Source organism: Alkalisalibacterium limincola, assembly GCF_008017755.1.
In the GTDB taxonomy this organism is placed as follows: domain Bacteria; phylum Pseudomonadota; class Gammaproteobacteria; order Xanthomonadales; family Xanthomonadaceae; genus Alkalisalibacterium; species Alkalisalibacterium limincola.
Window position 1 is genome coordinate 280,502 of the sequence record NZ_VRTS01000001.1, and the last position, 25,785, is coordinate 306,286.

Below are 25,785 nucleotides of genomic sequence, written 5' to 3' on the forward strand. Positions count from 1 at the left end.
CGGCCAGGAACGCCCAGATGCCCAACTTCTTCATTGACCGCCCGATCTTCGCCTGGGTCGTCGCGATCTTCCTGATCATCGCGGGCCTGCTGGCGGTGCCGAACCTGCCGGTGGCCCAGTACCCGAGCGTGGCACCGCCGACGATCGAGATCTCGGCGACCTATCCCGGCGCCGACGCGCAGACGCTCGACGAGAGCGTGACCAGCCTCGTCGAGCAGGAGCTCAACGGGGCACCGGGCCTGCTCTACTACCAGTCCACCAGCAGCGCCAGCGGCCGTGCGTCGATCTCGGCCGTGTTCGAGCCGGGAACCGATCCGGCATTGGCCCAGGTGGAGGTGCAGAACCGCATCCGACGCGTCGAGTCGCGCCTGCCGCAGCCGGTGCTGCAGCAGGGCCTGCAGGTGGACCGTGCCGCGGCCGGTTTCCTTCTGGTCGCGTCCCTGTCCTCGGACGATCCGGACCTGGACCGCGTGGTGCTTGGCGACTACATCGCCCGAAACGTCATCGATGAAGTTCGCCGCGTACCGGGCGTCGGAACCGCGCAACTGTTCGCCCCCGAGCGCGCGATGCGCATCTGGATCGATCCTGCGCAATTGACCGGCTTCGGCATGCAGGCCAGCGACATCGTGGCCGCGATCCGCGAGCAGAACGCCCAGGTGGCCGCCGGCACGCTGGGTGACAACCCGGCGCCTGCCGGCCAGCCGATCACCGCCACCGTGCGCGTGGGCGGGCAGTTGTCCACGCCGGAGGAGTTCGGCGCGATCATCCTGCGCGCCGATGCCGACGGTGGCACCGTGCGCCTGCGCGACGTGGCACGGGTCGAGGTCGGTGCCGAGACATACCAGTTCTCCGCCTACCGGGATGGGCGCCCCACGGCGGCCTTCGCCGTACAGCTGGGCCCGGGCGCGAATGCGCTGGAAACTTCGCGCGGGGTTCGCGACGTGCTCGAGCGGCTCTCCGATGGCTTCCCGCCGGGCGTGACCCACGACGTGCCCTACGACACCGCGCCGTTCGTGGAGATCTCCATCCGTACCGTGGTGCGCACGCTGATCGAGGCCGGCATCCTGGTGTTCCTGGTGATGTTCCTGTTCCTGCAGAACATCCGCTACACGCTCATCCCCACGATCACCGTGCCGATCTCGCTGCTGGCGATGCTGGCGGTGATGCTGCCGCTGGGCTTCTCGATCAACGTGCTCACGATGTTCGGAATGGTCCTGGCGATCGGCATCCTGGTCGACGACGCGATCATCGTGGTCGAGAACACCGAACGCATCATGGCCGAGGAAGGCCTCGGGCCACGCGAGGCCACGCGCAAGGCGATGGGCCAGATCACCGGGGCGATCATCGGCATCACGCTCACGATGGTGGCGGTGTTCCTGCCACTGGCGTTCATGGAGGGCTCGACCGGCGTCATCTACAGGCAGTTCTCGATGGCGATGGTCGTGGCGATCGTGATCTCGTCCTTCCTGGCGCTGTCGCTGTCGCCTGCGATGTGCGCCACGTTGCTCAAGCCGCTGGCCCATGGCGACGAGCACCAGCGCGACCTGCGTCCGGGGCTGCTGGGCTGGCTGGACCGGTTCTTCAACTGGTTCAACCACCATTTCGCAAGCTTCTCCAAGGGCTATGAGCGCCGGGTGGGGGGCGTGGTGCGGCGCACGGGCCGCTTCGTGGTCATCTACCTGGCGCTGCTGCTGGTCGTGGGCCTGCTGTTCATCCGCCTGCCGACCGCATTCCTGCCGACCGAGGACCAGGGTTCGGTGCTCGTGGACATCCAGTTGCCGGCCAACGCCAGTTCCCAGCGCACCCGCGAGGTGACGCGCCAGGTGGAGGACTACTTCATCGGCGACGAGGCCACGCGCAATGATCCCGACGCCGAGCGCACGCCGACGCAGCAGGCGGTGGAGCAGGTCGTCATGATCAACGGCTTCAGCTTCTCCGGCACCGGCCCCAACGCCGGCCTTGGCTTCGTCATCCTCAAGCATTGGGACGAGCGCAACGAGGAGCAGTCCGCCCAGGCGATCGCCCAGCGCGCCATCGTCGACCTGTTCGTCATGGGCGGCGTGCGCGACGGCAACGTGTTCGCCGTGGTGCCGCCGGCGATCCAGGGGCTGGGCACCGGCAGCGGCTTCGACTTCCGCCTGCAGGACCGTGGCGGACTGGGCTTCGAGGCCCTGCGCGAGGCCACCGACGACCTGATGGCCAGGGCCCGCCAGAGCGAGCTGCTCAATGGCGCGGCGATCCGCGAGGCCTCCCTGCCCCCGGCGCAGCAGATCAACGTCGACATCGACCGCGAGCGGGCGCTTGCGCTTGGCGTGCGCGTGGCCGACATCAACTCGACCCTGCAGGTGTCGCTGGGCTCGGCGCTGGTCAACGACTTCCCGAACATGGGCCGCATGCAGCGGGTGTTCGTCCAGGCCGAGCAGGACTGGCGCATGACGCCCGAGGACATCCTGGCGCTGACCGTGCGCAACGGCGCGGGCGACATGGTGCCGCTGTCCTCGTTCGCCAGCGTGGACTGGTCGGTGGGGCCGGTGGTCGTATCGCGCTTCAACGGCTTCCGCGCCGCCAGCATCAGCGGTGAAGGCGCCCCCGGCGTCAGCAGCGGCGATGCGATGGCCGAAATGGCGCGCCTGGCCTCGGAGCTGCCGCCGGGCTTCGGCTTCGAGTGGGCCGGCCAGTCCCTGCAGGAGCAGCAGGCCGGCACCCAGGCCCCGTTGCTGATCGGCATGTCGATCATGGTCGTGTTCCTGGTGCTGGCCGCACTCTACGAGAGCTGGGCGATCCCCTTCGCGGCGATCATGGCCGTTCCACTGGCCGTCATCGGCGCGGTGCTGGCGGTCATGGTGATGGGCATGCCCAACGACGTGTTCTTCAAGGTCGGGCTGTTGACCATCATCGGCCTCTCGGCCCGGATGGCGATCCTCATTATCGAGTTCGCCCGCGACCTGTACGCCCGGGGCATGCCGTTGGCGGACGCCGTGGTGGAGGCCGCGCGCCTGCGATTCCGCCCGATCCTGATGACCACGCTGTCGTTCTGTGCCGGCGTGCTGCCGCTGGCCATCGCCACCGGCGCGGCCTCGGCCAGCCAGCGCGCGGTCGGCGTCGGCGTGCTGGGCGGCATGGTGTCCGCGGTCCTTCTGGGCGTGTTCCTGGTGCCGGTGTTCTTCATCGTCGTCACCCGACTGTTCCGCATCAAGGGTGGCAGCGCGATCGACGACACGGACGCCGAACCGGCGGAGGGCAAGGCATGAGCCGCATGCGCTCGATGATGGTGCGGACCGCGCTGGTTGCGGCGGTGACGCTGGCCCTTTCGGCGTGCTCCATGGCACCGCGCTACGAGCAGCCGCCCGCGCCGGTGCCTGCGTCCTATCCCGGGTCCGATGCCGTGTCGGTGTCCGGGCAGGAAGCGCTGGCGGCAGACATCGGCTGGCGCGAGGTGCTGCGCGATCCGCGCATGCAGTCCCTGGTCGAGCTGGCACTGGAGAACAACCGCGACCTGCGGCTGGCGGCACTCAACGTCGAGGCCGCACGCGCCCAGTACCGCATCCAGCGCGCCGACCAGTCCCCGAACCTGGCGCTCGCCGCCGAGGGCAGCCGCCAACGCCTCCCGGCCGGCGTGGCCCAGGACGGCGTCACCCCCGCGGGTGGTGGCGTCGTCGAGCAGTACAGCGCGGGCCTGGGCATGGCGGCGTTCGAACTCGACCTGTTCGGTCGGGTCCGCAGCCTGCGCGACGCGGCGCTGGCCGAGTTCCTCTCCACCGAGCAGGCGCGTCGTGGCGCACAGATCTCGCTGGTGGCGACGGTGGCCACGGCCTACCTGGCCGAGCGCGCGGCCGAGGAACGCCTGGTGCTGGTGGAACAGTCGCTTCGGACCTGGGAGGAAACCGGGCGGCTGGCACAGTTGCGCTTCGACGCCGGCGTCGGGTCGGAGCTGGAACTCGTCGAGGCGCGCACCCTGGTGGAGACCGCGCGCGGGGACCATGCCGCAGCCCGCCGCCAGGCGGCACAGGCACGCAACCTGCTGGTCCAGCTCGTGGGTTCATCGATCCCCGGCGACCTGCCCGCGGCCCTTCCGCTGCAGCGCCAGGACCTGCTCGCCGACCTTCCGGCCGGCTTGCCCAGCGACCTGATCGCCCGTCGTCCGGACGTCCTGGCCGCCGAGCAGCGGCTGCAGGCTGCGAACGCGAACATCGGCGCAGCCCGCGCGGCATTCTTCCCCCGCCTGACGCTGACCGGCTTCCTGGGCTCGGCCAGCACGGAGTTCTCCAGCCTGTTCGAATCGGGCACCCGCACCTGGCTCTTCTCGCCCCAGCTGGCCGTGCCGCTCTTCGATGCCGGCCGCAACCGCGGCAACCTGGACCTGGCATGGGTGCGTCGCGACGCCGCCGTCGCCGAGTACGAGGCGACGATCCAGCAGGCGTTCCGCGAAGTGGCCGACGCCCTCGCCGGCCGCGAGGCCCTGGCCGGGCAACTGGGTGCACAGCAGGCCCTGGCTGAAGCGGCCCGCCGACGGGAGGCGCTGGTGGAGCTGCGTTTCCAGGGCGGCGTGGACTCCAACCTGGCAATGCTCGACGCGCGCCGCTCGCGTTACGCCGCCGAGCAGGCACTGCTGCGGCTGCAGGAACAACGGCAGACCAACCTGGTCGACCTCTACCGCGCCCTCGGCGGCGGCTGGCACGAAGCCACCGTTGCAGGCGCACCCGCCACCGCCGAGCGCGGAGGAGACGAAGATGACACCGAGTAAGCATGCCCGTGCAACGGCCGACGCCGGCCTGGACATGGACCTGGCGCTGGCCGTTCGTGCCTGCATGGCACAGCTGCCGGCACTGGCGGCGCGTCGCCTGCGTGCTCACGCGGGCGACATCGAAGCATTGATGGCCCTCGCCGAGCGTTCCGGGAGCGCCCAGCGCCTGGGCCGCAAGCTTTTCGGACTGATGGCGAACGCCTCGGTGCACTGCGGTGGCGCCAACACCCTGCGGCCGCTGTTCGACCAGTGTTCCCTGGTGCGCACCTACCTGTGGTTGCATGGCAGGGTGGCGGTGACGGCGCCCGAACCGCTGGTGCGCGGCACGCCCGACCTCCTCGTCGAGGCCGGTGGCGAATCGATCTGGATCGATACCCGGGCGCGCCCCCCGGAGGTGATGGCCGAGCGGGGCCGGCAGGCCGTGCTGCTGGTCGACCGGACCGTGTCGATGCGCCGCCAGCCGCCGCTGCGGCTGGGGGCAGGCTATGCCGGTGAGTTCCACCTGCTCGACACACGCAAGCCAGGAAAGGGCGCCACCGGCATGCTCGCCCTGGAGCAACAGCCGTGCGCGTGGGGCGAAGCCCCGGCGCCCGCGTCCGTGCGCGCCCTTGCCGCCGCCACCGGTGCCCATGCGTCGCGTCGCACCGCGACCGGGTCAGGGCTCGGGATCAGCGCATGAGCCGGTCGTTCAGGCCGCAGTCGACCGCGGCCGGCGTTTTTGCGTCACGGTCACTGTCCTGCGATGACACTCTCCCGCGTTGTGGGATAATCGTGTCCTCCGCGCAGCCCCAGCGAGCCATGGCCCAAGCCATGCCCGTCCGGGCGGCGCTTTTTTTGTGCCCCCACGCAACGCCATGACCCCACCAGGCCCCGAGATGCCAACAGCAGCACGCGCCATCGCCCGACCGATTGCCTCCCACGCCGGGTTCGCCAGGCGACTCCTTGTCATGCTCCTCGTCGCGCTCCTGGCCGCCTGCAGTGCAACGCCCGAGCGGGATGCACCGCCCGCCGACGTGGAGCGGGTGGATGCCGCGTCCTATGGCGACGGCGCTGCCGCCGCGGCCGAGGCCATCGACTCGCCCGCTGGCGGCGGCAATGGTGTGTTCGATCCGTGGGAGCCGTTCAACCGCCAGGTCCACAACTTCAACCTCAAGGTCGACGACTACATCGCCCGGCCACTGGCCACCGCCTACCGCGCGGTGACCCCGCAGCCGGTGCGCAAGGGTGTCGGCAACTTCTTCGCCAACCTGTACCAGCCGGTCACGGCGGTGCACCTGGTGTTGCAGGGGCGGCCCAAGCAGGCGGGCAGCGCGCTGCTGCGCTTCACGATGAACGCGACGCTGGGCCTGGCCGGCTTCCTGGACCCGGCCACCGAGATCGGTCTCAGGCAGTACAACGAGGACCTGGGCCAAACGCTGGGCGTGTGGGGCTGGACTGAATCGCGCTACCTGGTACTGCCCTTGATGGGCTCGAGCACGCTGCGCGACGGCATCGGCCGAGCCGGCGACGCGCCCCTCAACCCGCTGCGCCAGGTCGACCCGGAGCGTGACCGTTTCCTGATCCAGGGCGTGGGCCTGGTGGACCTGCGCGCGATGCTGATGGACCTGGGCGAGCTCGAGGCCGGCGCGGGAGACAGCTACACGCTGTTCCGCGACACCTATCTGCAACGCCGTCGCTTCCAGATCAGCACCGACGAGGACCACCTGCCCGACTACCTGCTCGACGACGACGACTACTTCGAGGACGATTTCGACTGATGCAGCCGCGCACCCTCCCCGAAGGCGTCGACACCGCCGTGAGTCTCGATGGCGTCCGCATCGTGCGTGGCGGCCACGTGATCCTCGACGACACGTCGCTGGCGCTGCCGGTCGGCTCGATCACCGCGGTCCTGGGACCCAGCGGCGCAGGCAAGTCGACGCTCCTGCACGCCATCACCGGCGAGCTGCGCCCCGAACGCGGTCGCATCGACGTGTTCGGCGAAGCGGTCCCGGCAGGGGGACGCGAGCTGATGCGCCTGCGCCGCCGCATCGGCGTGCTGTTGCAGGGCAACGGCCTGTTATCCGACCTGACCGTGGCCGAGAACATCGCGCTGCCGCTGCGGATGCACACGAAGCTGGGTCCCGACGTGATCCGCCGGCTGGTCGAGCTCAAGCTCAATGCGGTCGGCCTGCGCTCGGCCTACGACCTGTATCCGCGCGAGTTGTCGGGCGGCATGGCGCGGCGCGTGGCGTTCGCCCGCGCACTGGCGATGGACCCGCCACTGATGATCTACGACGAGCCACTGACCGGACTCGACCCGATCGCCTCGGGCGTCATCATCGAGCTCATCGGGCGCATGAACCGCATCCTCGGGCTCACCAGCATCATCGTCACCCACCACGTGCAGGAATCGCTGCGCATCGCCGACCGCGTGGTCGTCATCGCCAATCGCGGCATCGTCTTCAACGGCACGCCCGAAGCGCTGTATGCCGCCGACGACGCGCTGGTGCAGCAGTTCCTCAAGGGCGAGCCGGACGGGCCGATTCCCTTCGACCCGGGCCGTTCCCTGGCCCAGGGGGCGGGCGCATGAAGATGATTGCCGACATCGGCGGCACCGGCCTGTTCCTGCTGCGCATCCTCGGTGCCAGCGGCCCGCGCCGGGACTGGCTGCGGGATTTCAACCTGCAGCTGTACACCGTGGTCGTGCGGTCGCTGCCGATCATCGCCGTGGGCGGCGCCTTCGTCGGCCTGGTCATGACGCTGCAGGGCTACCGCACGCTCACCACGTTCGGCGCCAGCAACGCGCTGGGCACCCTGCTGGGCCTGTCGCTGTACCGCGAACTGGGTCCCGTGCTCACGGCGCTGCTGTTCATCGGCCGCGCCGGATCGTCGATGTCCGCGGAACTGGGCCTGATGCGTGCGACCGACCAGATCTCCTCGCTGTCGCTGATGGCGATCGACCCGGTGGCCAAGACCGTGGTGCCCCGCTTCTGGGCGGCGATCGTCGGATTGCCGCTGCTGTGCGCGATCTTCTGCGGCTTCGCGATCGTCTCCGGGTACTTCCAGGCGGTGTGGGTGCTCGGCGTGGACGCGGGCTACTTCTGGTCGGGCCTGCGCGGCAGCATCGACCTGGTCGATGATTTCGGCGTCGCCTTCCTCAAGTGCATGGTGTTCGGCCTGCTGGGTGCGCTGATGGCCACCTATACCGGCTACAACGCCGAACCGACGATCGAGGGCACTTCGGTCGCCACCACCCGCGCTGTCGTCAACGGTTCACTGCTGGTGCTGGTGTTCAACTTCATCCTGTCCGCCGTGCTGTTCCGGCTGTAATACCCCATGTCTAGCGAGACCCGCGTATGAGCGCCTCCAAACCCCGTACCGAACTGGCCGTCGGCCTGTTCCTGCTGCTGTCCTTCCTGACCCTGCTGGCGTTGGCCTTCGCCTCCACCAACGGGCGCCTGCCGTTCACCGGGCAGACCTACGAGGTGGTGGCCAAGTTCAGCAACATCGGTGAACTCAAGCTGCGCGCACCGGTCAAGATCGGTGGCGTGACGATCGGCGAGGTGGGCCGCGTGGAACTCGACCCGGTCACCTTCGACGCGGTCGTGACGCTGCGCATCGACCGCCGCTTCGACGAGTTGCCGGCCGACAGCGCCGCCGGCGTGTTCACGAGCGGTTTGCTGGGCGAGCGCTACGTTGGCATCTCCCCCGGAGGCGATATCGACATGCTGGCCGACGGCGACGAGATCTTCCTCGTGCAGTCGGCCGTGGTGCTCGAGGACCTGATCGCCAAATTCATCTTCGATGGTCCGCCGGGCGGCGGCGGGTCGGCCGATGCCGACGCCGACGCCGACAGCGAAGACCTCGACCCCTACCAGGAATGAAGTGGTTGCCATGAACAAGTCCATCCCCTGCATCGACTCCCCGACCTCCCCGACGCAGCGCTCCGCGTCGCTCCTGGGCCTGCTGGCGCTCGTCTGCGCAGCTCTGCTGCTGGTCGCCCTGCCCGCCCAGGCCCAGGCCAAGCCGGAGGAGATCATCCGCCAGAGCACCGACCGGGTGTTCGAGGGCTTGCGCACGCGTGCCTCCGAATTCAATGCCGACGAGGAAGTGCTGCTGGCGTTCATCCGCCAGGAACTGGGTCCGACGCTGGATACCGCCTACACCGGCCGGCTGGTCCTGGGCCGGCATTCGCGTGGCGCCGACGAGGCCGAGGTGACCGCCTTCGCCGAGGCGCTGCAGGAGAACCTGCTGCGCCGCTACGGCACGGCCCTGCTGACGGTCGATCCGAACACCGCGGTCCAGGTGCGTGCGTCGCAGCCGATGCGCGACGGCACCGTGGAGCGCGTTCGTACCGAGATCCGTCGCCCCAGCGGCGCGCCGATCCCGGTGGACTACCTGTTCCGCGAGCGCAATGGCCAGTGGCGGGTGTTCGACGTGATCGTCGAGGGCGTGTCCTACGTGCAGACCTTCCGCAACCAGTTCGACCCGCTGGTGCGCGAGAAGGGCATTGCCGGCGTGACCCGCGACCTGCGCGAGGGGCGCATCGATGTCGACCCCGAGCTCTGAGCCCACGCTCGAGCGCGATGCGTCGACGCTGACCCTGCGCGGCCGCTGCGACGCCGCCGGGGTCGCGTCGCTGGACCTGTCCCGGGCGGACTATTCCGGCGTGCGGACGCTCGACATCTCGGGGGTTGCTCAGCTCGACTCCACCGGCGTGGCGTTGATCAGCGAACTGGTGGCCCGCGTGGACGCCCGCAACGGCCAGCGCCCGGCCCTGTCGGGCCAGCCCGAAGGGCTTGAAGACCTGTGCCGGGCCTATCGCATCGAAGCGGACTTCAGCGACTTCCCCTGAGGTCCCCGTCGCGTGGCCCCCGGCTCAGGTCCAGGCCACCCAGAGGACGAGCCCCAGCAACAGCAGCGACAACCCGGCCGCGGACACCGAACCCAGCGAGCGCTCCCCGTGGGCGATCCAGCGCTCCAGCGCCGGCCCGGGGTTTGGCCACTGCACGGCATGCCAGCGGGGCCACGCACGCGCGAACACGCCACGTATGCCCGACAGCAGGGCGAGCAGCGGCACCAGCACGTCGCCTTCGGGGATCCGGCCGCGCCAATCCAGCGCCGGCGAACGCCTGATGATGGCCGCCACGGCCAACACCGCGACCAGTGCCGCCGCCAGCGGCCAGAAGCCCTCGAACAGCACCGCGGTGGACGGGAGCTGCGCCAGGTCATGCCGCGATGCCCACAGCCAGGGCACGACCACGGCCGCGACGACCAGCGCCGGCCACGACGCATGGGGCCTCGGCGCGTCTGCCTCGCCCGCCCTGGCCAGCGACAGGGCCCGCCAGAGCACGCACGCCGTGGCGACCGAGCCCAGCGACAACCACACGATCGGGGGCAGGCCAGGTCCCGCGTCGTACAGCGCGGACTTCAGTCCACCCTTGGCCAGTGCGCCCGACAGCAGGGGCATTCCGGCCAGCGACAAGGCCGGCAACGCGAACAGCAGCACCCGCCACCACCCCAGCAACGGCACCGACCCGGCGGCGAGGAACAGCGCCGCCTTGTTGAGTCCGTGGTGCAGCACGAACAGGCCCAGGAGGGGCCAAAGCACGGCGCGCTCGGGAGCGAACACCGCCAGCACCGCGACCATGAACACCAGTCCCATCTGGCTGACGGTCGAATAGGCCAGCACGGTCTTGATGCGCGTCTGCACGATGCCGACCAGCGCCCCGTAGAAGGAAGTGAACAGCCCCAGGGCCAGCAGGCCCGGCATCCATGCCTCGGGCAGCGCGCCGGGTGGCACCAGGCGCACGAGACCCAGCACGCCGGCCTTGACGATGACGCCGCTGAGGATGGCACTGGCCGGCACTGGCGCCACCGGATGGGCCAGCGGCAGCCACAGATGCAGCCCGGCCACGCCGATCTTCACCGAGAAACCGAGCAGCAACAGCACACCGGCCAGTCCTCCGGTCCGGGGTGAATCCAGGGCAGCCCGGGTGATGTCGCCGACGCCGGTTGCCCCATATCGCGAAGCCAGCAGCAGCACGCCCGCCAGCAACGCGCCTTCGGCGAGGATCGCCATGACCAGGTAGACGCGACCCGCACGTCGTGCCGCCGCTCCGCCATCGTGGACCACCAGGCCGTAGGCGGAGAGCGTCATCAGCGCATAGCCGAAGTAGAACGAAGCCAGGTCCCCGGCCAGCGTGGCGAGCACGATGCCGGCCAGGCTCAGCAACCAGAACACCGCGAAGCGCCCGGGCTGGTGCGTGACACGATCGGCGGCATACCAACCCGCCGCACCCCAGGCCAGGGCGACCAGCAGCAACATGGCCTGCTGCAGCACTCCGGTTTCCAGTCGCGTTCCCAGCAGGATCGCGGTCAGCTCGACGCCTTGCACCGGCATCAGCGCCAGCACCAGCGGCGGCAGGCAGGCCAGCGGCAGCAGGATGCGCAACACCCCCGCGGCGTGGGCGCGCGACGCGAACACCACCAGGCCGAGCGCCCCCCAGCAGCGGCAGCAGGACCGCTCCGACCGCGAGTACAGCGAACAGGCCGGTCATCGCGACCCCCGGGCCACGATCAGCTCCACCCAGCCCAGCGGACTGAGGGCCTGGCCGGCGAACACGCCTGTCCCGATGACCAGCACGGCGGTCACCAGGGCCGGAACGGTCAGCCCGGCCACGACGCTGCGTCCGAGCCGGGGTTCGTCGGGCCATCGCGGCGGCGGCGCCGCGAACCAGATGCGGTAGAGCAGCGGAAGGAAGTACGCCGCGTTGAACAAGGTGCTGGCCACCAGCACCCCCAGCACCCAGGGCTGCCCGGCGGCCAGGGCGCCCAGGCCCAGGTACCACTTGCTGATGAAGCCTGCCAGCGGCGGCAGCCGATCATGCCCAACGCGCCCACGCTGAACGCGGCGCCCGCCCAGGGCAGGCGCCGGCCCACGCCATCGAGCTCGTCGATGCGGTGGATGCCCAGCCGCTCGGCGAAGATCCCGGCACAGAAGAACAACGTGATCTTCATCAGGCCCTGGTGGACCAGGTGGACCAGTCCACCGGTCAGCGCGAGCGGGCCGCCGATGCTCACGCCCAGCGCGATGTAGGACACCTGGCTGACCGTGGACCAGGCCAGGCGTCGCTTGATGTCGCTCTGGAACAGCGCGCGCACCGATCCGTACACCACGGTGAACCCCGCGGCGACCGCCAGCGCATCGGTCAGCCGGAGGCTGGAGGCGAGGTCGAAGCCGTAGACGTCTTCGACCAGGCGCACCAGGCCGAACGCCCCGGCCTTGACCACCGCCACCGCATGCAGCAGGGCACTGACCGGCGCCGGCGCCACCATCGCCTTGGGAAGCCAGCCATGCATCGGCACCAGTGCCGCCTTGACGCCCATGCCGACCGCGATCAGCACGAACACCCAGCGCAGTTGCGCGGGATGCTCCGTCGCGGCGGCGGCCAGCGAACCGCCCAGGATGAAGTCCTGGCTGCCGGCGATCCCGTACAGCCACACCAGGCCCACCAGGAAGAGGGAACTGCCCGACAGCGTGTAAACGAGGTAGGTGCGCGCCCCGGCAAGCGAGGCGGCGTTGCCGCGATGGGCCACCAGGGGCCATGTGGCCAGGGTCAGCAGCTCGTAGAAGATGAAGAAGGTGAACAGGTTGCCGGCGGTCGCCACGCCCATCGTGCTGGCCACGCACAGGCTGAAGAAGCCGAAGAAACGTGCCCGGTCGGGACTTCGCTCCAGGTAGGCGATCGCGTAGATCGTGGTCAGCAGCCACAGCACGGCCGAAAGCGTCATGAACAGCAGGCTCAACGCATCCGCGCGCAACACCAGGTCCAGGCCGGGCAGCAGGGGCAGGCGGAACTCGAATGCCTGGCCGGCGCGGATCGCTTCGATCATGACCCAGATGAGCCCGAGCTTGAGCACGGCCGCCAGCAGGTTCACCGCGGTGCGCGTGCGCTGCCGGTCTTCGCCGAGCGCGAAGATGACGACCGAGGCAAGCAACGAGACCAGGACCGCCCACAGGGGCAGCGAGGCGAAGTCGAACACGGCGCTCATCGCTCCGACTCCTGCACTGGCGCCGCGGGATCGACGATGCGCTCGAAGGGTGGGCCCGCCTCCAGCAGACCGAACACCGGTGCCGAGGCGAAGCCCGCAACGACGGCCAGGAGAGCCAGCACCAGCGCGGCCAGCCCCATCCCCCATCCCACCCGCGTACCGCTCCCCGTTCGCTCAGGGTCCGCGGACGACGCCGCCTCTGCGCTGCGCGCGGTGAACATCGCACCCAGCGCGCGGAAAACGTAGATCGACGCCAGCAGGCTGCCGAGCAGCAGCACCAGCATCCAGCCCCAGGCGCGCTGCGTCCACGCTGCTTCCAGCATCAGCCACTTCGCCAGGAAGCCACCGCTGGGTGGCAGGCCCATCAGGCTGACACCGGCCAGGCCGAATGCGAACACGCTCAGGGGCACGCGTCGGTCTGCGCCGGCGAGGTCCTTGAGCCGGTCACTGCCCAGGGCCAGCAGCATGTTGGCCGCCGCCAGGAACATCGCCGCCTTGGCCAGGCCGTGGCACAGCAGGTGATAGATCGCGCCGTTCCACGCCAGTGCCCCCGCGGCCGGCAGCGCCGACAGGGGAAACACCAGCATCAGGTAACCCAGCTGCGCCACGGTGGAATACGCCACCATGATCTTCAGCCGCGACTGCACCAGCGCGCCGATCGACCCGTACAGGATCGCCGCGGCGCCGAGCAGGCCGAACAGGGTCGCCACCGGGACCGGCTGGTGCCCGTCCAGCGTCCAGAACCACAGCCGGTAGAGCAGGTACAGGGCCGTCTTGACCACCAGGGCCGACAACACCGCGCTGACCGGCCCGGGCGCGTTGGAGTGCGCCGGGGGCAACCACACGTGCAGCGGGAAGATCGCCGCCTTGAGCAGCAACGACACGGCGACAAGCACCAGCGCGGTACGCGTGGCCCCGGACCCGCCAGCCACCCCCTGCGCCAGCAGGTACAGGTCCAGCGTGCCGTGTTCCCCGTACAGCAGCGCCACCGCCAGCAGGTAGGCCAGCGAGGCCAGCATGGCCAGGAGCAGGTAGCGCATCGCCGCTCGCAGCGCCGCCCCGCGTCCGTCCCACGCGACCAGGGCCACGCCGGAGAGGGTCACCAGTTCGATCGCCACGTAGAGGTTGAACAGGTCGGCGGACAGGAACAGGCCGTTGAGGCCGGCGAACATCAGCAGCCACACCGGCCAGAAGCGTTCTCCCGCCGCGCTGCCCGGCGGCTGCAGGAAGAGTGCGTGCCCCCCTGCTGCCGCGCCGACCACCGCCACCAGCCACAACATCAGCAGCGACAACGCGTCCAGCCGCAGCCCGATGCCGATCGGGGGGGGCATGGCCGCCCAGGACGACCTCGAGCACCTGCACCTGCTGCATGGCCAGCGTCGGCATCACGAGCAGTACCAGCGGGGCGAAAAGCGCCGTGGCGGCAACCAGCGTGCGCAGTCGCCCGCGCACCCCCCCCGTCGGTCCGGCGGACATCGCCCCCGCCCAGCACGACCAGCGCACAGGCGGCCAGCAGCGGCCCGAACACCAGCCAGGCCAGTGCCGTCTCAGCGCTCATCGTCGTCCACGTCCAGCCGGGTCTGCCCGGTTTGCTCGAACAGGCGGTCCAGTAGCGCCAGCGCGAACGCGGTCATCGACACCGCGACGACGATACCGGTCAGCACCAGTGCCTGGGCCACCGGGTCCGGGGCTTGCCCACCCCGGCTGGCCAGCGTGACCAGCAACAGGAACACGCCCGCCCCCAGCAGGTTTATCGCCAGCAGCTTGCGCAGCAGGTGGCCGGCCACCAGCAGGCCATAGATGCCCGCGCCGATCACCGCGGACGCGGCCAGGACGTAGATCGCCGCCTGGCTCATGGCATGCCCCGCAGGCGCAGGCCGGCGGCCGCACCGAACAGCAGCACCAGGGTCAGTCCGATCGACAGCATCATCGCGGTCTCGACCAGGTAGATGGCCCATGCCCCCGGCATCGCCAGCAGCTGCCCTCCCAGCGCCAGCATGGACAGGCCGATACCGCTGAACACGAGCACGCCCAGCACCAGCCCGATGCGATCCACGGCATCCGGATCGGCGTGGGGCTGCAGCCGCCCCGTGAGCAGCAGCAGCACGCCACCGGCCGCGAGGACCGCCCCGCCCTGGAAGGCGCCGCCCGGGGAATGCCCGCCCGCATGCAACAGATAGCCCGCCACCAGCACCGCCAGCGGCACCAGCGCCGAGAGCATGGCTCCGACCAGGGGCAGGCCGGCATGGGCCGGCGTCGGCAACGGCGGCGGCCCGGCCTCGCCCTGGATCGCCCGTACACCCAGCAGGGCCACCATCAGCACCACCAGTTCCAGCAGGGTGTCGTAGCCGCGGAAGATCAGCAGCACGGCGGTCACCGGATTTCCCACCGGCTGCGCATCCATCGCGTCGAGGACCCCCTGCCCTGCGCTGCCGGCTCCGGTCGGCAGTTGCAGTGCCGTCCAGCCCAGGACGCAACCAGGCACGACACCAGCACGGCCAGTGGAGCGGCAAGGCGACTGTCACGCTTGTGCGCCCGGCGCATCTTCTCCGGCTTGCGCTCGAGCAGGCGGCGGTAACCGAGCATCAGCAGCGCGCCGGTCATGCCGGCGCCGATGGCTGCCTCGGCCAGTGCCAGGTCCGGCGCGCCAAGGCGCGCCCAGGCCAGGGCCATGACGACGCCGAACACGACGAACACGACGATGCCGAGGAACAGCGTGCGTCCGGCCGCCACCTGGAAGGCCAGCACGACCAGGGCGATCGCCAGGAGGGCGTCGAGCAGCAGGTTCACCCGTCGTCCCCTTCGTGTGCGCGCTTTGTTTCCCCGGTCCCTTGCAGGGCGGCGCGGGATATCAGGTGGCAACTCACCGTGGCCGCCAGCATGCCCAGCAGCCAGACCACCACGAGCATGCCTGCCACCCGCCAGCTTCCCGCCAGCAGCGCCATCCCGGCGCAGACCAGGCCCAGGCCCAGGTTGTCCGCCTTGGTCAGCGCATGCAGGCGCGAGTGCACGTCCGGGAAGCGCAGCAGGCCGACCGTACCGGCGAGGTAGAAGAACGCCCCCAGCGCCAGCAGCCCGACGGCGAGGACTTCGGAAACGCTCACCGGCCCGACCCCCTGCCGTCATTGCGCGTGCGCGGCAGTCCGACGAAGGCGACGCTGAGGATCGCGGCAAGCATGACGAACACCAGCGCCACGTCGCGCAGCGCGGGCTCGCCCCCGAGTTCGGCCAGAACCAGCAGCAAGGCCACCGTGGTGGAGCCGAAAAGCAGCACGGCCGACATACGGTCCGCCGCACTCGGGCCACGCCACACCCGCCACAGGCCGGCGGCCAGGTTGAGCAGCAGGAACACCGCCAGCCCGGCCAGGAACGTACTCAAGCAGTGTCCTCCACCGGCCAGGGTTCGGACTTGCCGGAGGCCACCTGCAAGCCGAACAGCCTTGCGATGCGCTGCTCGAGCTCGGCCAGGGTGTCGAACGCGGCGGGGGCGAGCGCATGCACCAGCAGGCGGTCCGTCTCGGGATCGAGGTCGGCGCTGAGCGTGCCCGGAAGGAGGCTGACCAGGCTGACCATCAGCGTGCGCGGTGCACCGGGGGGCAATGCCAACGGGTAGTGCGCGAAGCATGGCTCCACATCGACGCGACGGGCAAAGGCCCGACGCGCAACGTCCAGCCCGCCCAGCAGGGACTCCTTGAGGAAGAAACCGAAGAAGCCTGGCAGGCGCCATGGCCGCCACGGGAACGGCTCGCCCGGAGCCAGCAAGGCGCCTGCCAGTCCTCCGGACAGCGCGACACCCAGCCCGACGATCCAGGCGTCGGGCCCGGACAGCAGCAGCCACAGCGCGAACAGCACCACGCTGGTGCGCCACGCCCATGCCCAGCGTGCCGCGCCCGGCGGATGTGCCGCCTTCGCACCCTCCCGCGGTTCCTTCGTGGTCGACTTCGCGTGGCCTGTCATCGCGACAGTTGTAACGGCTACGCCACCGCGAGGCCAACCCGTGGCGCTGGAGCCCGTGCTCCAGCAGCCCCGGATATACTCCGCGGCCTGCCATGGAGAGCGTTATGACTGCACCCGTCGTCGAGGAACTCATCGACCTGCTTCGGCTCGAGCGTTTGGAGGACAACTACTTCCGCGGCGCCAGCCGTGACATCGGCACGAAATACGTGTTCGGCGGACAGGTGCTGGGCCAGGCGCTGTCGGCAGCCCAGCAGACCACCGACCCGAAGCGCGTGGCGCACTCCGCGCACGGCTACTTCCTTCGCGCCGGCGACGTGGAGCACCCGATCCTCTACCAGGTCGACCGCACCCGCGATGGCGGCAGCTTCAGCGTGCGACGCATCACCGCGGTGCAGCATGGCCAGCCGATCTTCGTGCTGGCGGTCAGCTTCCACGAGCCCGAGCCCGGCGCCGAGCACCAGATCTCCATGCCGGAAGTGCCCGCACCCGAGGACCTGTCGCCGCCCGAGCCGCCGAGCGAGCGCACGCTGGCCGCACTCGCCCCGAAGATGCGCCGCTGGGTCATGCGCCAGGGCCCGTTCGAGTTCCGCCACGTCTACCCGCGCGATGAACTGCAGCCCAGCAAGCGGCCGCCCTACCAGCAGGTGTGGTTCCGGCTGGTCGACCGGATTGGCGACGACCAGGCCCAGCACCGCGCGATGCTGGCCTACGCGTCGGATTTCCACCTGATCGGCACGGCGACCTTCCCGCACGCGATCAGCTACTACCAACCCGGCGTGGTGATGGCTTCGCTCGACCATGCCTTGTGGTTCCACCGCGATTTTCGAGTGGACGACTGGCTGCTCTACAGTTGCGACAGCCCGACCGCGCAGGGTGCGCGGGGCCTGTCGCGCGGCCTGATCTACGACCGCCGCGGGCGGCTGGTCGCCTCCTCCGCGCAGGAAGGCCTGATGCGCGTGAAACCGGCGGAATGATCACGCACCGGTCACGGATTTCACCACTGCGGCGCGGTAAAATGCGCGCATGAGAAAGATCTTCCAGACCCAGCGGCTCGAGACCGTGGAAGGGGTCGCCGAACTGCTCAACAGCCACGGCATCCAGACCAAGATCACCGACGGCCGCTCCTACCGGGGCAACCACCGGCACGATTTCAGCTACGTGCATCCGGAGCGGGCCCCGATGCCCGCGGTATGGGTGATCCGTGCCGACGACCAGCCACATGCGCGCAGGCTGCTTCGCGAGGCGGGGCTGATGGATTCGGAGCGCAGCGTCTCCAGCTACCTGCCCCAGACCAGCCGCGATCCGATCATCCCCGCAGGTGGCGAGCGCCCGGGCGGCAAGTGGGCCCTGCGGATCCGGATCATCCTGCTGGCGGCGATCGCAGCCATGGCCGCGGTGATGATGCTGGGCATCTTCGGCTGAGCGCCGGCACCCGACCCCACTCGGTGGCGCCGTATTTGCGGAGGATCAACCCGGGCCGCGGCGCGGCATCTAGACTGGAAGAATGCACGCAGCCCAGTCCAAGGCCGATCCCGTGTTCCGTGCCCGCGGCCTGGGCAAGGTGTACCGCATGGGCGAGGTGGAGGTGCACGCGCTGCGCGGCGTCGACCTGGACCTGTATCCCGGCGAGTTCGTCGTGCTGCTGGGGGCCTCGGGCAGCGGCAAGTCGACCCTGCTCAACATCCTTGGCGGCCTCGACGCGCCGACCTCGGGCCGGGTGGAATGCCAGGGACATGTGCTGACCGACGCCAGCGATGACGCGTTGACGCGCTTCCGGCGCGAGTCGGTCGGCTTCGTGTTCCAGTTCTACAACCTCATCCCCAGCCTGAGCGCGCGCGAGAACGTGGCGCTGGTCACCGAGATCGCGCGCGATCCGATGACCCCCGAGGCCGCCCTGGCCCTGGTGGGCCTCGAGCAACGCATGGACCATTTTCCCTCCCAGCTCTCCGGTGGCGAGCAGCAGCGCGTGGCCATCGCCCGCGCGATCGCCAAGCGTCCCGCCGTGCTGCTGTGCGACGAGCCCACCGGCGCGCTGGATTCGCGCACCGGCGTGGTGGTGCTGGAGGCCCTGGAACGCACCAACCGGGAAACCGGCGCACTCACCGTGGTCATCACCCACAACGCGGTCATCGCCGAGATGGCCGACCGGGTGATCCGCCTCAGCGACGGGCAGGTGGCCGAGGAGCATCGCAACGCGTCGAAGCGACCACCACGGGAACTGCACTGGTGAGCGTCCTGCACCGCAAGCTGTGGCGCGAACTGTGGCAGCTGCGCGGCCAGGTGGTCGCCATCGCCATGGTGGTGGTCGGTGGCATCGCGATGATGACGATGGCGCTGAGCAACTACCAGGCGCTCTCGGACACCCGGGCGCTCTACTACGCCGAGCACCGGTTCGCCGACGTGTTCGCCCAGGCCAAGCGCGCGCCCCTGCCCTTGCTCGAGGACGTTGCAGCCCTGCCCGGCGTGCGCCAGGCACAGGCGCGCGTCGCGGCCCACGTCGCGATCGAGATCGACGGATTCGACGAGCCGGTCAACGCGCAGCTGGTGTCGCAGGCCGGACCGGGGGACCCGGGCCTCAACGGCATCCACCTGCGCCAGGGCCGGCTCGCACAGGCCTACGACGAAGTGGTGGTCGCGGACTCGTTCGCCGATGCGCATTCGCTCGTCCCGGGCGATGCGCTGGTGGCGATCCTCAACGGCAGGCGCCAGTTGCTGCGCATCAGCGGCATCGGCATGTCGCCGGAGTTCGTGTACCAGATCCGCCCCGGCGACCTGTTCCCGGATTTCCAGCGCTTCGGGGTCATGTGGATGGCCCGCGAACCCCTGGCGATGGCCTTCGATCTCGACGGTGCCTTCAACGATCTGGTGGTGACGCTGGAACGCGGGGCACGCGAAGCCGATGTCATCGATGCGCTCGACGCGCTGCTGCTGCCCTACGGCGGTGTCGGCGCGCACGGCCGCGACCTGCAGATCTCGCACCGCTTCCTCGACGAGGAACTCGGCCAGCTGCTGGTGATGACACGCATGTTCACGCTGATCTTCCTCGGCGTTGCCGCGTTCCTGCTCAACATCGTCGTGGGCCGCATGGTCGGCACCCAGCGCCAGCAGATCGCGGTGCTCAAGGCCTTCGGCTACACCCGCTGGCAGGTCGGCAGCCACTATGCGCAGCTGGTGTTGCTGATGGTGGCCGCGGGCGTGGTGCCCGGCCTGCTGGTGGGCGCTTGGGGAGGCCGGGCCCTGGCCGACGTGTACATGGTCTTCTACAGTTTTCCCTACCTGTCCTGGTCGCTTTCGCCCCTGCTGGTGCTGCTGGCCGCGGGCTTCGCGGTCGTGGCCGCGGCCGTGGGCACCGTCGGGGCGCTGGCGCGGGCGTTCCGGCTGCCACCGGCCCAGGCGATGCAGCCCGAGGCGCCGGCGGTGTTCCGGCGCACCCTGGGCGAACGCATCGGCCTGGCGCGCTGGCTGGACCCTTCGGCGCGCATCGTGTTGCGCAACCTGGAACGACGGCCACTGCGCACGCTGATGTCGGTACTGGGCATCGGCCTGGCCTGCGGCATCCTGGTCATGTCCCGGTTCCAGGCCGGTGCGATCGAGGAGATGGTCGACGTGCAGTTCGGATTCGCGCAGCGAGACGACCTCGCCGTTGCGTTCGCCGAGCCAACCTCGTGGCGGGCGATCCACGAACTCGCGGCGCTGCCGGGCGTCGATGTGGTCGAGCCGTTCCGGGCCAGCAGCGTCATTCTGCGCGCCGGGCACCGCGAGTACCGCACCACCCTCCTCGGCCTGGCCGATGACGGCGACCTCAAGCGGGTGCTGGACGACCGCCTCCACCCGGCCCGGCTTCCCGGGACCGGCCTGCTGCTCACCGACCACCTCGCGGACATGCTGGGGATCCGGCCCGGCGACCGGGTCGAGGTGGAGTTCCGCGAAGGGCGCCGCGAGCGCATGGACGTGCAGCTCGCCGGGACGGTCCGCGAGTACATGGGCGTGGGCGCCTACCTGCGCCGCGACCGCATGAACGCGTTGCTGGGCGAGGGCGACGCGGTATCGGGCGCGTGGCTGGGCATCGACCCCGACCAGCGCACCCGGGTGCTTGATGCGCTGCGCGAGCGCCCGCGCGTGGTCTCGATCACCGACTCGATGGCCACGGTGGTGGGCTTCCGCGAGACCATGGCCCAGGGCATGCTCACCTTCACCCTGGTGGCCACCCTGCTGGCGGCCTCGATCGCCGTGGGCGTGGTCTACAACGCCGCGCGCATCACGCTGGCCGAGCGCAGCCATGAACTGGCCAGCCTTCGCGTGCTGGGCTACACGCGGGCCGAGATACGGCGGCTTTTGGCGGGCGAGCTTTTCACCCTCGCCTTCCTGGCCCTGCTGCCCGGTTTCGCCCTGGGGCTGGGCATGAGCGCCCTGCTGGTCCGGGGCTTCGAATCCGACCTCTATCGCATCCCGCTGGTCATCACGCCCTCGGGTTACGCGTGGGCGGGCCTGCTGGTGCTGGCGGCCACGGCCGTCTCGGTGGCCATGGTGCGGCGCCGGTTGGACCGCATCGATCTCGCCAGCGCACTCAAGACCAAGGAATGAAAGGGACCATGATGAAGACTCCCCGTCGCCTGCGCCTCATCCTCATCGCCTTCGTGGTCGTCGCGCTGCTGCTGGTCGCGCTCTGGCCCACGTCACGGCTGGTCGACACGGCGGTGGTGGGAACCGGAAGCGTGCGCCACACCGTCGAAGCCGAAGGCCGCACACGGCTGAAGGACCGGTTCGAAATCACCGCGCCGCTTGCGGCGAACGCGCGAAGGCTGCAGATGGAACCGGGGGACCGCATCGCCCGGGGCGACGTCCTGGTGACGCTGGAGCCGGTCCACGCCCCGGCACTGGACGCGCGCACCCGCCGCCAGGCCGAAGCCGCTGTCGAAGCCGCCCGGGGCCGGCTGGGTGCTGCAGGGGAGCAGGTTCGCGCCGCGGATGCCCGCGCGGCGCAGGCGATCGCGGAGGACCAGCGCAGCAGGCCCTGCTGGAGCGGCGACTGGTGGCCAGCGAGGTGGCCGAGCGGGCCCGGACCGCACGCCTGGCCGCGGAGCGCGAGGCCGCCAGCGCCCGGTTCCTCCGCGCACCGTGCAGCATGAACTCGCGGCTGCCGAGGCGGTGTTGGCGCATGACAGCACGGATGCGGCAGCCGCGGTGGAGCTGGAGATCCGCTCGCCGGTGGACGGTGTGGTGCTTCGCCGCCACTTCGAGAGCGGTCGACCGGTCCAGGTCGGCCAGCCCTTGCTGGACGTCGGCGATCCGGAGGCGCTGGAGGTGGAGGTCGACGTGCTCTCCTCCGACGCGGTACGGCTTTCGCCCGGGCTGCCCGCCGAACTGGTGCGCTGGGGTGGCGAACCCGCGCTCGCGGCCCGGGTGCGGCAGGTCGAGCCTGGCGGTTTCACCAAGGTGTCGGCACTGGGGGTGGAGGAACAGCGCGTCTGGGTGGTCCTGGACATCGACGCCCCCCCCGAGGCGTTCCGTGGACTGGGTGACGCCTATCGCGTCAACGCCCGTTTCATCCTGGGCGAGGCCCACGACGTGCTGCACGTGCCCTCCAGCGCCCTGTTCCGGCATGGGGACGGCCAGGCGGTGCTGCGCGTGGACGGGGCCCGTGCCCGCCTGCAGCCGGTGCGTACCGGCCTTCGGGGCGGCGGCGAGGTGGAAATCCTGGACGGACTGGCGCGCGGGGACCGGGTGGTGGTGCACCCCGACCGCGAACTCTCGGACGGCGATCGGATCCGCTCGCGCTGAGCATCCCGCAGCGCGCTAGAAGCGGTAGTACCAGGACAGCAGCAGCGCGCGCGCACGGTAGTCTGGCATCGCCTCGCCCAGCAGGATCACGTTGGCCAGCTGGGCCGGCCCGACGCCGTCGGTGGACCAGTCCGCACCCCGGAAGTGCTCCATGCGGTAACGCAGGCGCAGGCCATGACGCGGCTGCAGGCGCAGGTCGAGCACCAGGTCGACGCTGTCGAGCGTGGAGTGCGAATCGGGCAGCGGCGCGCTGGCGAGCGCCGGGCCGGTGGTCACGTCGACCCGTCCGTCCACCCGCGTGCGCGCGGCATCGACCCCGACGCGCAGACGGCCCTCGTCGATGGCATGGCGCAGGCCCACCCCCATCGACGTCACCCGGTCGTCGTGGACCGCCCACCAGTCGCGGTCGGGATCGGACGCCTGGGGCAGCCGCGCCGGGCCGCCGCTGAAGGCCCGCCCCGCCTGTTCGAAGGCCATGCGCTCGCGCCCGATGAAGGCCGTGAGCGAGGTGGGGCCCGGTGGCGCCCAGGCCACGTCGAGCATCGCATCGCGGATGCGGCTTTGCTGCAGGCCGAACTCCGAGCGCCGGTAGTCGTCGCGCGTGTGGGCGTGCGTCAGGCCGACCTGCCACGAATCCCCGATGCCGAGCTGGGCGAACACGCTCCCCCGCCAGCGCTCGCGATCGGCGAGGTGGTACTGCCGCAGGCCCGGCAGGTTCTCGAAGCCGCCGGGCACGGTGTCGGTGTAGGCCTCGGAATGGCTGTCGAGGAAGGGCCGGCTGCCGAGGTAGGTCGATCCGCCACGGCGGCTGTGCTCCACGCGGGTGCCCGCGGTGAGCCGCTGGGTGGGCCGGGCCCGCACCACGACATGGGTGCGGGTCTCGTCGTTCTCGCTGCGTGCCGAGAAGGTCCGGTCCAGTCGCCGGTGCTCGATGCCCGCCCGGGCATCGACGCCGCTGGCATGGCGGTAGCCGGCCTCCGCGCGCAGCCGTTGCTGCCGGTGGCCGACCGGCAGGTTGAATCGTCGCCGTGAGCTGGCCTCGCCCGCATCCTGGGCCTGCGAGTCGCCACCGATGTACACGTATTCGTCGCGTGGGGTCCGGTTGTCGCGTTCGTCGAAGCGATACGACAGCAACCAGTCGCTGCGCCGACTGGGGCGGGAGGCCACGCGCAGGTTCAGCAGCCGCGTGTCCACGCGACCGTCCAGCGAGGCGCGCGGCAGCTCCTGGGTAATACTCGCGGCCAGCTCGGGATTGACCGTGTAGGGCAGGAACGCCTGGTCCTGGGTCAGGCGCCCCAGCGCAAGGTCGGCATTGACGCGCGTGCGCTCGCCGATCGAGGTCGCAGCCGACACACTGGCCTGGCTGAAACGATTGCCCGGCATCAGCCCGGCCTGTCCGAAACCGCCCGGATGGCCGGCGGAGGCGTCCCAGCCGGCAATGGCCGAGAACGGGTTCTGCCACGTCAGGGCCGAATGGGCGTTCTCGAAGCGTGAGAGCAGCACCCCGGCACGCAGCTGCCAGCGCTCGCCGGCATAGCGCAGTCCGAGGTCGGCATCGCGGGTGGTCTGGTCGACCGGCTCGGGCAGCATCGCCACCCGGGGATTGCCACCGGTGTTGCCGATCAGTCCCGCGAACCCGCGCAGGCCCTGGCGACGGTCCTCGGCGTAGCGCGTGTCGACCTGCCAGCGTTCCCCGAGCCATGCCATGAGGCCGACATGCTGGCGACGACGATCGACCCCGAGTCCGACTTCACCCAAGGCCGGGAGCAACCGGGTCATGCCGGCCGTCGTCGGGGCGGCGACCCAGTCCGGCGGCAGCACCAAAGCCGTCGAACCCGGATTCGTGAATGGCGTGCGTGCCGCCACGCGCGGCTGCGGCAGACCCTGGTGGCCCACCTCGATCCGGTAGGCACCCTGGCGCCCGACCACGAGTTCCGCACGACGGGTGGAAAGCGTCGCGTCGTGCAGCTGCAGCCGCGCATGCCGTGCGCCGCCCTCGCCCGGTGCCAGCGCGCGGCACAGCAGCAGGTCGAGCAGTCCGGTGCCGCCGGGCGGCTCGCCGCGCCAGCGTCCGTACCCGAACCGGCCCCCGCTGAAGTCACCCACACCCACCGCCAGGACATTGCAGTCCGTCGCCCCAGCGGTCCCGGCATGGGCTGCGGCACGCCCGCGCCGGCCATTCCCGGCGTGGCGACCAGCAGGCTGGCACCCAGGAGCAGTCCGATGCGGGCGGGCTTGATGGGCATCTCGTGCCTACCTCGTGGTTCCCGGGCCGGAAGGATGGTTGCTGCCATGGACGTGCACGTGGCAGTTCATGCAGTCGCGCCCGAGCATCGACTGCGAGCCCGAGGGCAGCGACTCGCCCGGAAGGCCGGTACCGCTGAGTGCTGCACTGGGATGGAACTGCGCCATGTGGCAGTCCTGGCACAACCATGGCGTGCGCTTGACCAGGAGGGGCCGGTGCACCGAGCCGTGCGGAACGTGGCAGGCCAGGCAGTCCTCGGCCGCGGGCGGATGCTCCCAAAGGAAGGGGCCACGAAACTCGGCGTGGCAGCCAGTGCAATTCTCGTTGACCGTGTTCGCCGACAGCAGCCCGGGGCCAGGGCCGCCGTGTACGGCATGGCAGTCGCGGCACGCCACCTGCCCGTCCAGCATGGGATGGGCCGACGGCCTGAGGGCCTCGGCATGGGTACGGGCATGGCAGGTCGCGCACACCAGCGCCTCGCCGGAGCGGTCGAGTACGGGGTCGCTGAAGGCGTGCGAGGTATGGCAGCTGGCGCAGGACAGGTCGGCGACTTCATGCTCGCTGCCCTGCCAGTGCATGCCGGCGCTTGCGCCGTGGCAGGCCAGGCACATTGCGTCGGCACGGCCGTCGTCGGTCCGGTGCGGACCGAACACCACGTCCGGCGGGCTGCGCGGCTCGCCGCGTGCCGGGCGCTGCATGTGTGCCTCGCTGGCGCCATGGCAACTGCCGCACCCGAGCTGCGCGAAGCCGCTTCGCGGATCCTCGCTGACGCCATGGGGGCCATGCAGGATCGACAGCACGTGCGGCTCCTCGTGGCAGGCGGTGCAGGCCTGGACGGACTCGGGCAACACGTACCCGGCGAGTGGATCCTCGGCCTGTGCCTGGGCCGGCTGTCCGCCGGGAGCGGGCACGAGGCCTGCGATCACCAGCGCCGACACCGCCACCAGGCCAACTGCGAACATGGTTCGAAACACGCTCACGACGTATCTCCCAAGTGCTTTGGCCATGCTACGCGGTCTCCAGG

Annotated in this window: 27 protein-coding genes; 15 read left to right on the top strand and 12 right to left on the bottom strand. The window is 70.4% G+C overall.

The window, feature by feature from the left end; translation table 11 throughout:
• Nucleotides 1-17 precede the first annotated feature (17 nt).
• From FU658_RS01270 to FU658_RS01310, 9 genes are all read left to right on the top strand, one after another.
• The gene (locus FU658_RS01270) at nucleotides 18-3,251 is read left to right on the top strand and encodes an efflux RND transporter permease subunit (protein WP_147890442.1); all 3,234 of its coding nucleotides are present in this window, start codon (nucleotides 18-20) and stop codon (nucleotides 3,249-3,251) included.
• Complete coding sequence (locus FU658_RS01275) at nucleotides 3,248-4,744, top strand: efflux transporter outer membrane subunit (protein ID WP_277612826.1); 1,497 nt, start codon at nucleotides 3,248-3,250, stop codon at nucleotides 4,742-4,744. Before FU658_RS01270 ends, FU658_RS01275 begins: the two co-directional genes overlap by 4 nt.
• Nucleotides 4,731-5,423 carry a hypothetical protein gene (locus tag FU658_RS01280; RefSeq protein WP_147890443.1) on the top strand — a complete coding sequence of 231 codons (693 nt, stop codon included), beginning with the start codon at nucleotides 4,731-4,733 and terminating at the stop codon, nucleotides 5,421-5,423. Before FU658_RS01275 ends, FU658_RS01280 begins: the two co-directional genes overlap by 14 nt.
• Nucleotides 5,424-5,691: 268 nt before the next feature.
• Nucleotides 5,692-6,501, top strand: a complete 810-nt coding sequence (locus tag FU658_RS01285; RefSeq protein ID WP_187265848.1) for an MlaA family lipoprotein — start codon at nucleotides 5,692-5,694, stop codon at nucleotides 6,499-6,501.
• Entirely contained in the window at nucleotides 6,501-7,313 is an 813-nt protein-coding gene (locus FU658_RS01290; protein WP_147890445.1) for an ABC transporter ATP-binding protein, read from the top strand. The genes FU658_RS01285 and FU658_RS01290 overlap by 1 nt, the downstream gene beginning before the upstream one ends.
• A complete protein-coding gene (locus FU658_RS01295) occupies nucleotides 7,310-8,053 on the top strand; it encodes an MlaE family lipid ABC transporter permease subunit (RefSeq protein WP_147890446.1) in 744 nt (247 codons plus the stop codon). The genes FU658_RS01290 and FU658_RS01295 overlap by 4 nt, the downstream gene beginning before the upstream one ends.
• 26 nt (nucleotides 8,054-8,079) lie before the next feature.
• Entirely contained in the window at nucleotides 8,080-8,607 is a 528-nt protein-coding gene (mlaD, locus tag FU658_RS01300; protein WP_147890447.1) for an outer membrane lipid asymmetry maintenance protein MlaD, read from the top strand.
• Between the two features lie 10 nt (nucleotides 8,608-8,617).
• Nucleotides 8,618-9,292: an MlaC/ttg2D family ABC transporter substrate-binding protein gene (locus FU658_RS01305; RefSeq protein ID WP_187265849.1), complete on the top strand. Its 675-nt coding sequence runs from the start codon at nucleotides 8,618-8,620 to the stop codon at nucleotides 9,290-9,292.
• Entirely contained in the window at nucleotides 9,273-9,578 is a 306-nt protein-coding gene (locus tag FU658_RS01310; protein ID WP_147890449.1) for an STAS domain-containing protein, read from the top strand. Before FU658_RS01305 ends, FU658_RS01310 begins: the two co-directional genes overlap by 20 nt.
• Nucleotides 9,579-9,602: 24 nt before the next feature.
• Here FU658_RS01310 and FU658_RS01315 read toward each other — a convergent pair whose 3' ends face one another.
• The 10 genes from FU658_RS01315 to FU658_RS01355 all read right to left on the bottom strand — a co-directional run bounded on the left by FU658_RS01315 (nucleotide 9,603) and on the right by FU658_RS01355 (nucleotide 16,735).
• Nucleotides 9,603-11,210 (bottom strand): complex I subunit 5 family protein, encoded by a 1,608-nt coding sequence (locus FU658_RS01315; RefSeq protein WP_147890450.1) that lies wholly within the window; start codon nucleotides 11,208-11,210, stop codon nucleotides 9,603-9,605.
• 69 nt (nucleotides 11,211-11,279) lie between these two features.
• Nucleotides 11,280-11,405 carry a hypothetical protein gene (locus FU658_RS14955; protein WP_255505340.1) on the bottom strand — a complete coding sequence of 42 codons (126 nt, stop codon included), beginning with the start codon at nucleotides 11,403-11,405 and terminating at the stop codon, nucleotides 11,280-11,282.
• Nucleotides 11,393-12,778, bottom strand: a complete 1,386-nt coding sequence (locus FU658_RS01320) for a complex I subunit 5 family protein (RefSeq protein ID WP_222708330.1) — start codon at nucleotides 12,776-12,778, stop codon at nucleotides 11,393-11,395. Before FU658_RS01320 ends, FU658_RS14955 begins: the two co-directional genes overlap by 13 nt.
• Entirely contained in the window at nucleotides 12,775-14,109 is a 1,335-nt protein-coding gene (locus FU658_RS01325; protein ID WP_147890451.1) for a complex I subunit 5 family protein, read from the bottom strand. The genes FU658_RS01320 and FU658_RS01325 overlap by 4 nt, the downstream gene beginning before the upstream one ends.
• A 216-nt stretch (nucleotides 14,110-14,325) precedes the next feature.
• The gene (locus tag FU658_RS01330) at nucleotides 14,326-14,634 is read right to left on the bottom strand and encodes a sodium:proton antiporter (protein WP_147890452.1); all 309 of its coding nucleotides are present in this window, start codon (nucleotides 14,632-14,634) and stop codon (nucleotides 14,326-14,328) included.
• Nucleotides 14,631-15,167: an MnhB domain-containing protein gene (locus FU658_RS01335; protein ID WP_187265850.1), complete on the bottom strand. Its 537-nt coding sequence runs from the start codon at nucleotides 15,165-15,167 to the stop codon at nucleotides 14,631-14,633. Before FU658_RS01335 ends, FU658_RS01330 begins: the two co-directional genes overlap by 4 nt.
• Complete coding sequence (locus tag FU658_RS01340) at nucleotides 15,152-15,568, bottom strand: DUF4040 domain-containing protein (RefSeq protein WP_222708331.1); 417 nt, start codon at nucleotides 15,566-15,568, stop codon at nucleotides 15,152-15,154. The genes FU658_RS01335 and FU658_RS01340 overlap by 16 nt, the downstream gene beginning before the upstream one ends.
• The gene (mnhG, locus tag FU658_RS01345) at nucleotides 15,565-15,882 is read right to left on the bottom strand and encodes a monovalent cation/H(+) antiporter subunit G (RefSeq protein ID WP_147890454.1); all 318 of its coding nucleotides are present in this window, start codon (nucleotides 15,880-15,882) and stop codon (nucleotides 15,565-15,567) included. The genes FU658_RS01340 and mnhG overlap by 4 nt, the downstream gene beginning before the upstream one ends.
• A complete protein-coding gene (locus FU658_RS01350) occupies nucleotides 15,879-16,157 on the bottom strand; it encodes an MrpF/PhaF family protein (protein WP_147890455.1) in 279 nt (92 codons plus the stop codon). The genes mnhG and FU658_RS01350 overlap by 4 nt, the downstream gene beginning before the upstream one ends.
• A complete protein-coding gene (locus tag FU658_RS01355) occupies nucleotides 16,154-16,735 on the bottom strand; it encodes a Na+/H+ antiporter subunit E (protein ID WP_147890456.1) in 582 nt (193 codons plus the stop codon). The genes FU658_RS01350 and FU658_RS01355 overlap by 4 nt, the downstream gene beginning before the upstream one ends.
• A 92-nt stretch (nucleotides 16,736-16,827) precedes the next feature.
• Between FU658_RS01355 and FU658_RS01360 the strand changes: the two genes are divergently transcribed.
• The 6 genes from FU658_RS01360 to FU658_RS14625 all read left to right on the top strand — a co-directional run bounded on the left by FU658_RS01360 (nucleotide 16,828) and on the right by FU658_RS14625 (nucleotide 22,516).
• A complete protein-coding gene (locus FU658_RS01360) occupies nucleotides 16,828-17,709 on the top strand; it encodes an acyl-CoA thioesterase (RefSeq protein WP_147890457.1) in 882 nt (293 codons plus the stop codon).
• 49 nt (nucleotides 17,710-17,758) lie between these two features.
• Complete coding sequence (locus tag FU658_RS01365) at nucleotides 17,759-18,157, top strand: pathogenicity-like protein (RefSeq protein ID WP_147890458.1); 399 nt, start codon at nucleotides 17,759-17,761, stop codon at nucleotides 18,155-18,157.
• An 82-nt stretch (nucleotides 18,158-18,239) separates the two neighbouring features.
• Nucleotides 18,240-18,965, top strand: coding sequence for an ABC transporter ATP-binding protein (locus FU658_RS01370; protein WP_147890459.1), 726 nt, complete (start codon nucleotides 18,240-18,242; stop codon nucleotides 18,963-18,965).
• Nucleotides 18,962-21,319, top strand: a complete 2,358-nt coding sequence (locus FU658_RS01375; RefSeq protein WP_147890460.1) for an ABC transporter permease — start codon at nucleotides 18,962-18,964, stop codon at nucleotides 21,317-21,319. The genes FU658_RS01370 and FU658_RS01375 overlap by 4 nt, the downstream gene beginning before the upstream one ends.
• Nucleotides 21,320-21,327: 8 nt before the next feature.
• Nucleotides 21,328-21,864 (top strand): efflux RND transporter periplasmic adaptor subunit, encoded by a 537-nt coding sequence (locus FU658_RS14620; RefSeq protein WP_222708332.1) that lies wholly within the window; start codon nucleotides 21,328-21,330, stop codon nucleotides 21,862-21,864.
• Complete coding sequence (locus FU658_RS14625; RefSeq protein ID WP_222708333.1) at nucleotides 21,854-22,516, top strand: efflux RND transporter periplasmic adaptor subunit; 663 nt, start codon at nucleotides 21,854-21,856, stop codon at nucleotides 22,514-22,516. The genes FU658_RS14620 and FU658_RS14625 overlap by 11 nt, the downstream gene beginning before the upstream one ends.
• A gap of 15 nt (nucleotides 22,517-22,531) precedes the next feature.
• Here FU658_RS14625 and FU658_RS01385 read toward each other — a convergent pair whose 3' ends face one another.
• Both FU658_RS01385 and FU658_RS01390 read right to left on the bottom strand, forming a co-directional pair.
• Nucleotides 22,532-24,622 carry an MtrB/PioB family decaheme-associated outer membrane protein gene (locus tag FU658_RS01385; protein ID WP_187265852.1) on the bottom strand — a complete coding sequence of 697 codons (2,091 nt, stop codon included), beginning with the start codon at nucleotides 24,620-24,622 and terminating at the stop codon, nucleotides 22,532-22,534.
• Nucleotides 24,623-24,769: 147 nt separating this feature from the next.
• Nucleotides 24,770-25,723 (bottom strand): DmsE family decaheme c-type cytochrome, encoded by a 954-nt coding sequence (locus tag FU658_RS01390; protein WP_187265853.1) that lies wholly within the window; start codon nucleotides 25,721-25,723, stop codon nucleotides 24,770-24,772.
• Nucleotides 25,724-25,785 lie beyond the last annotated feature (62 nt).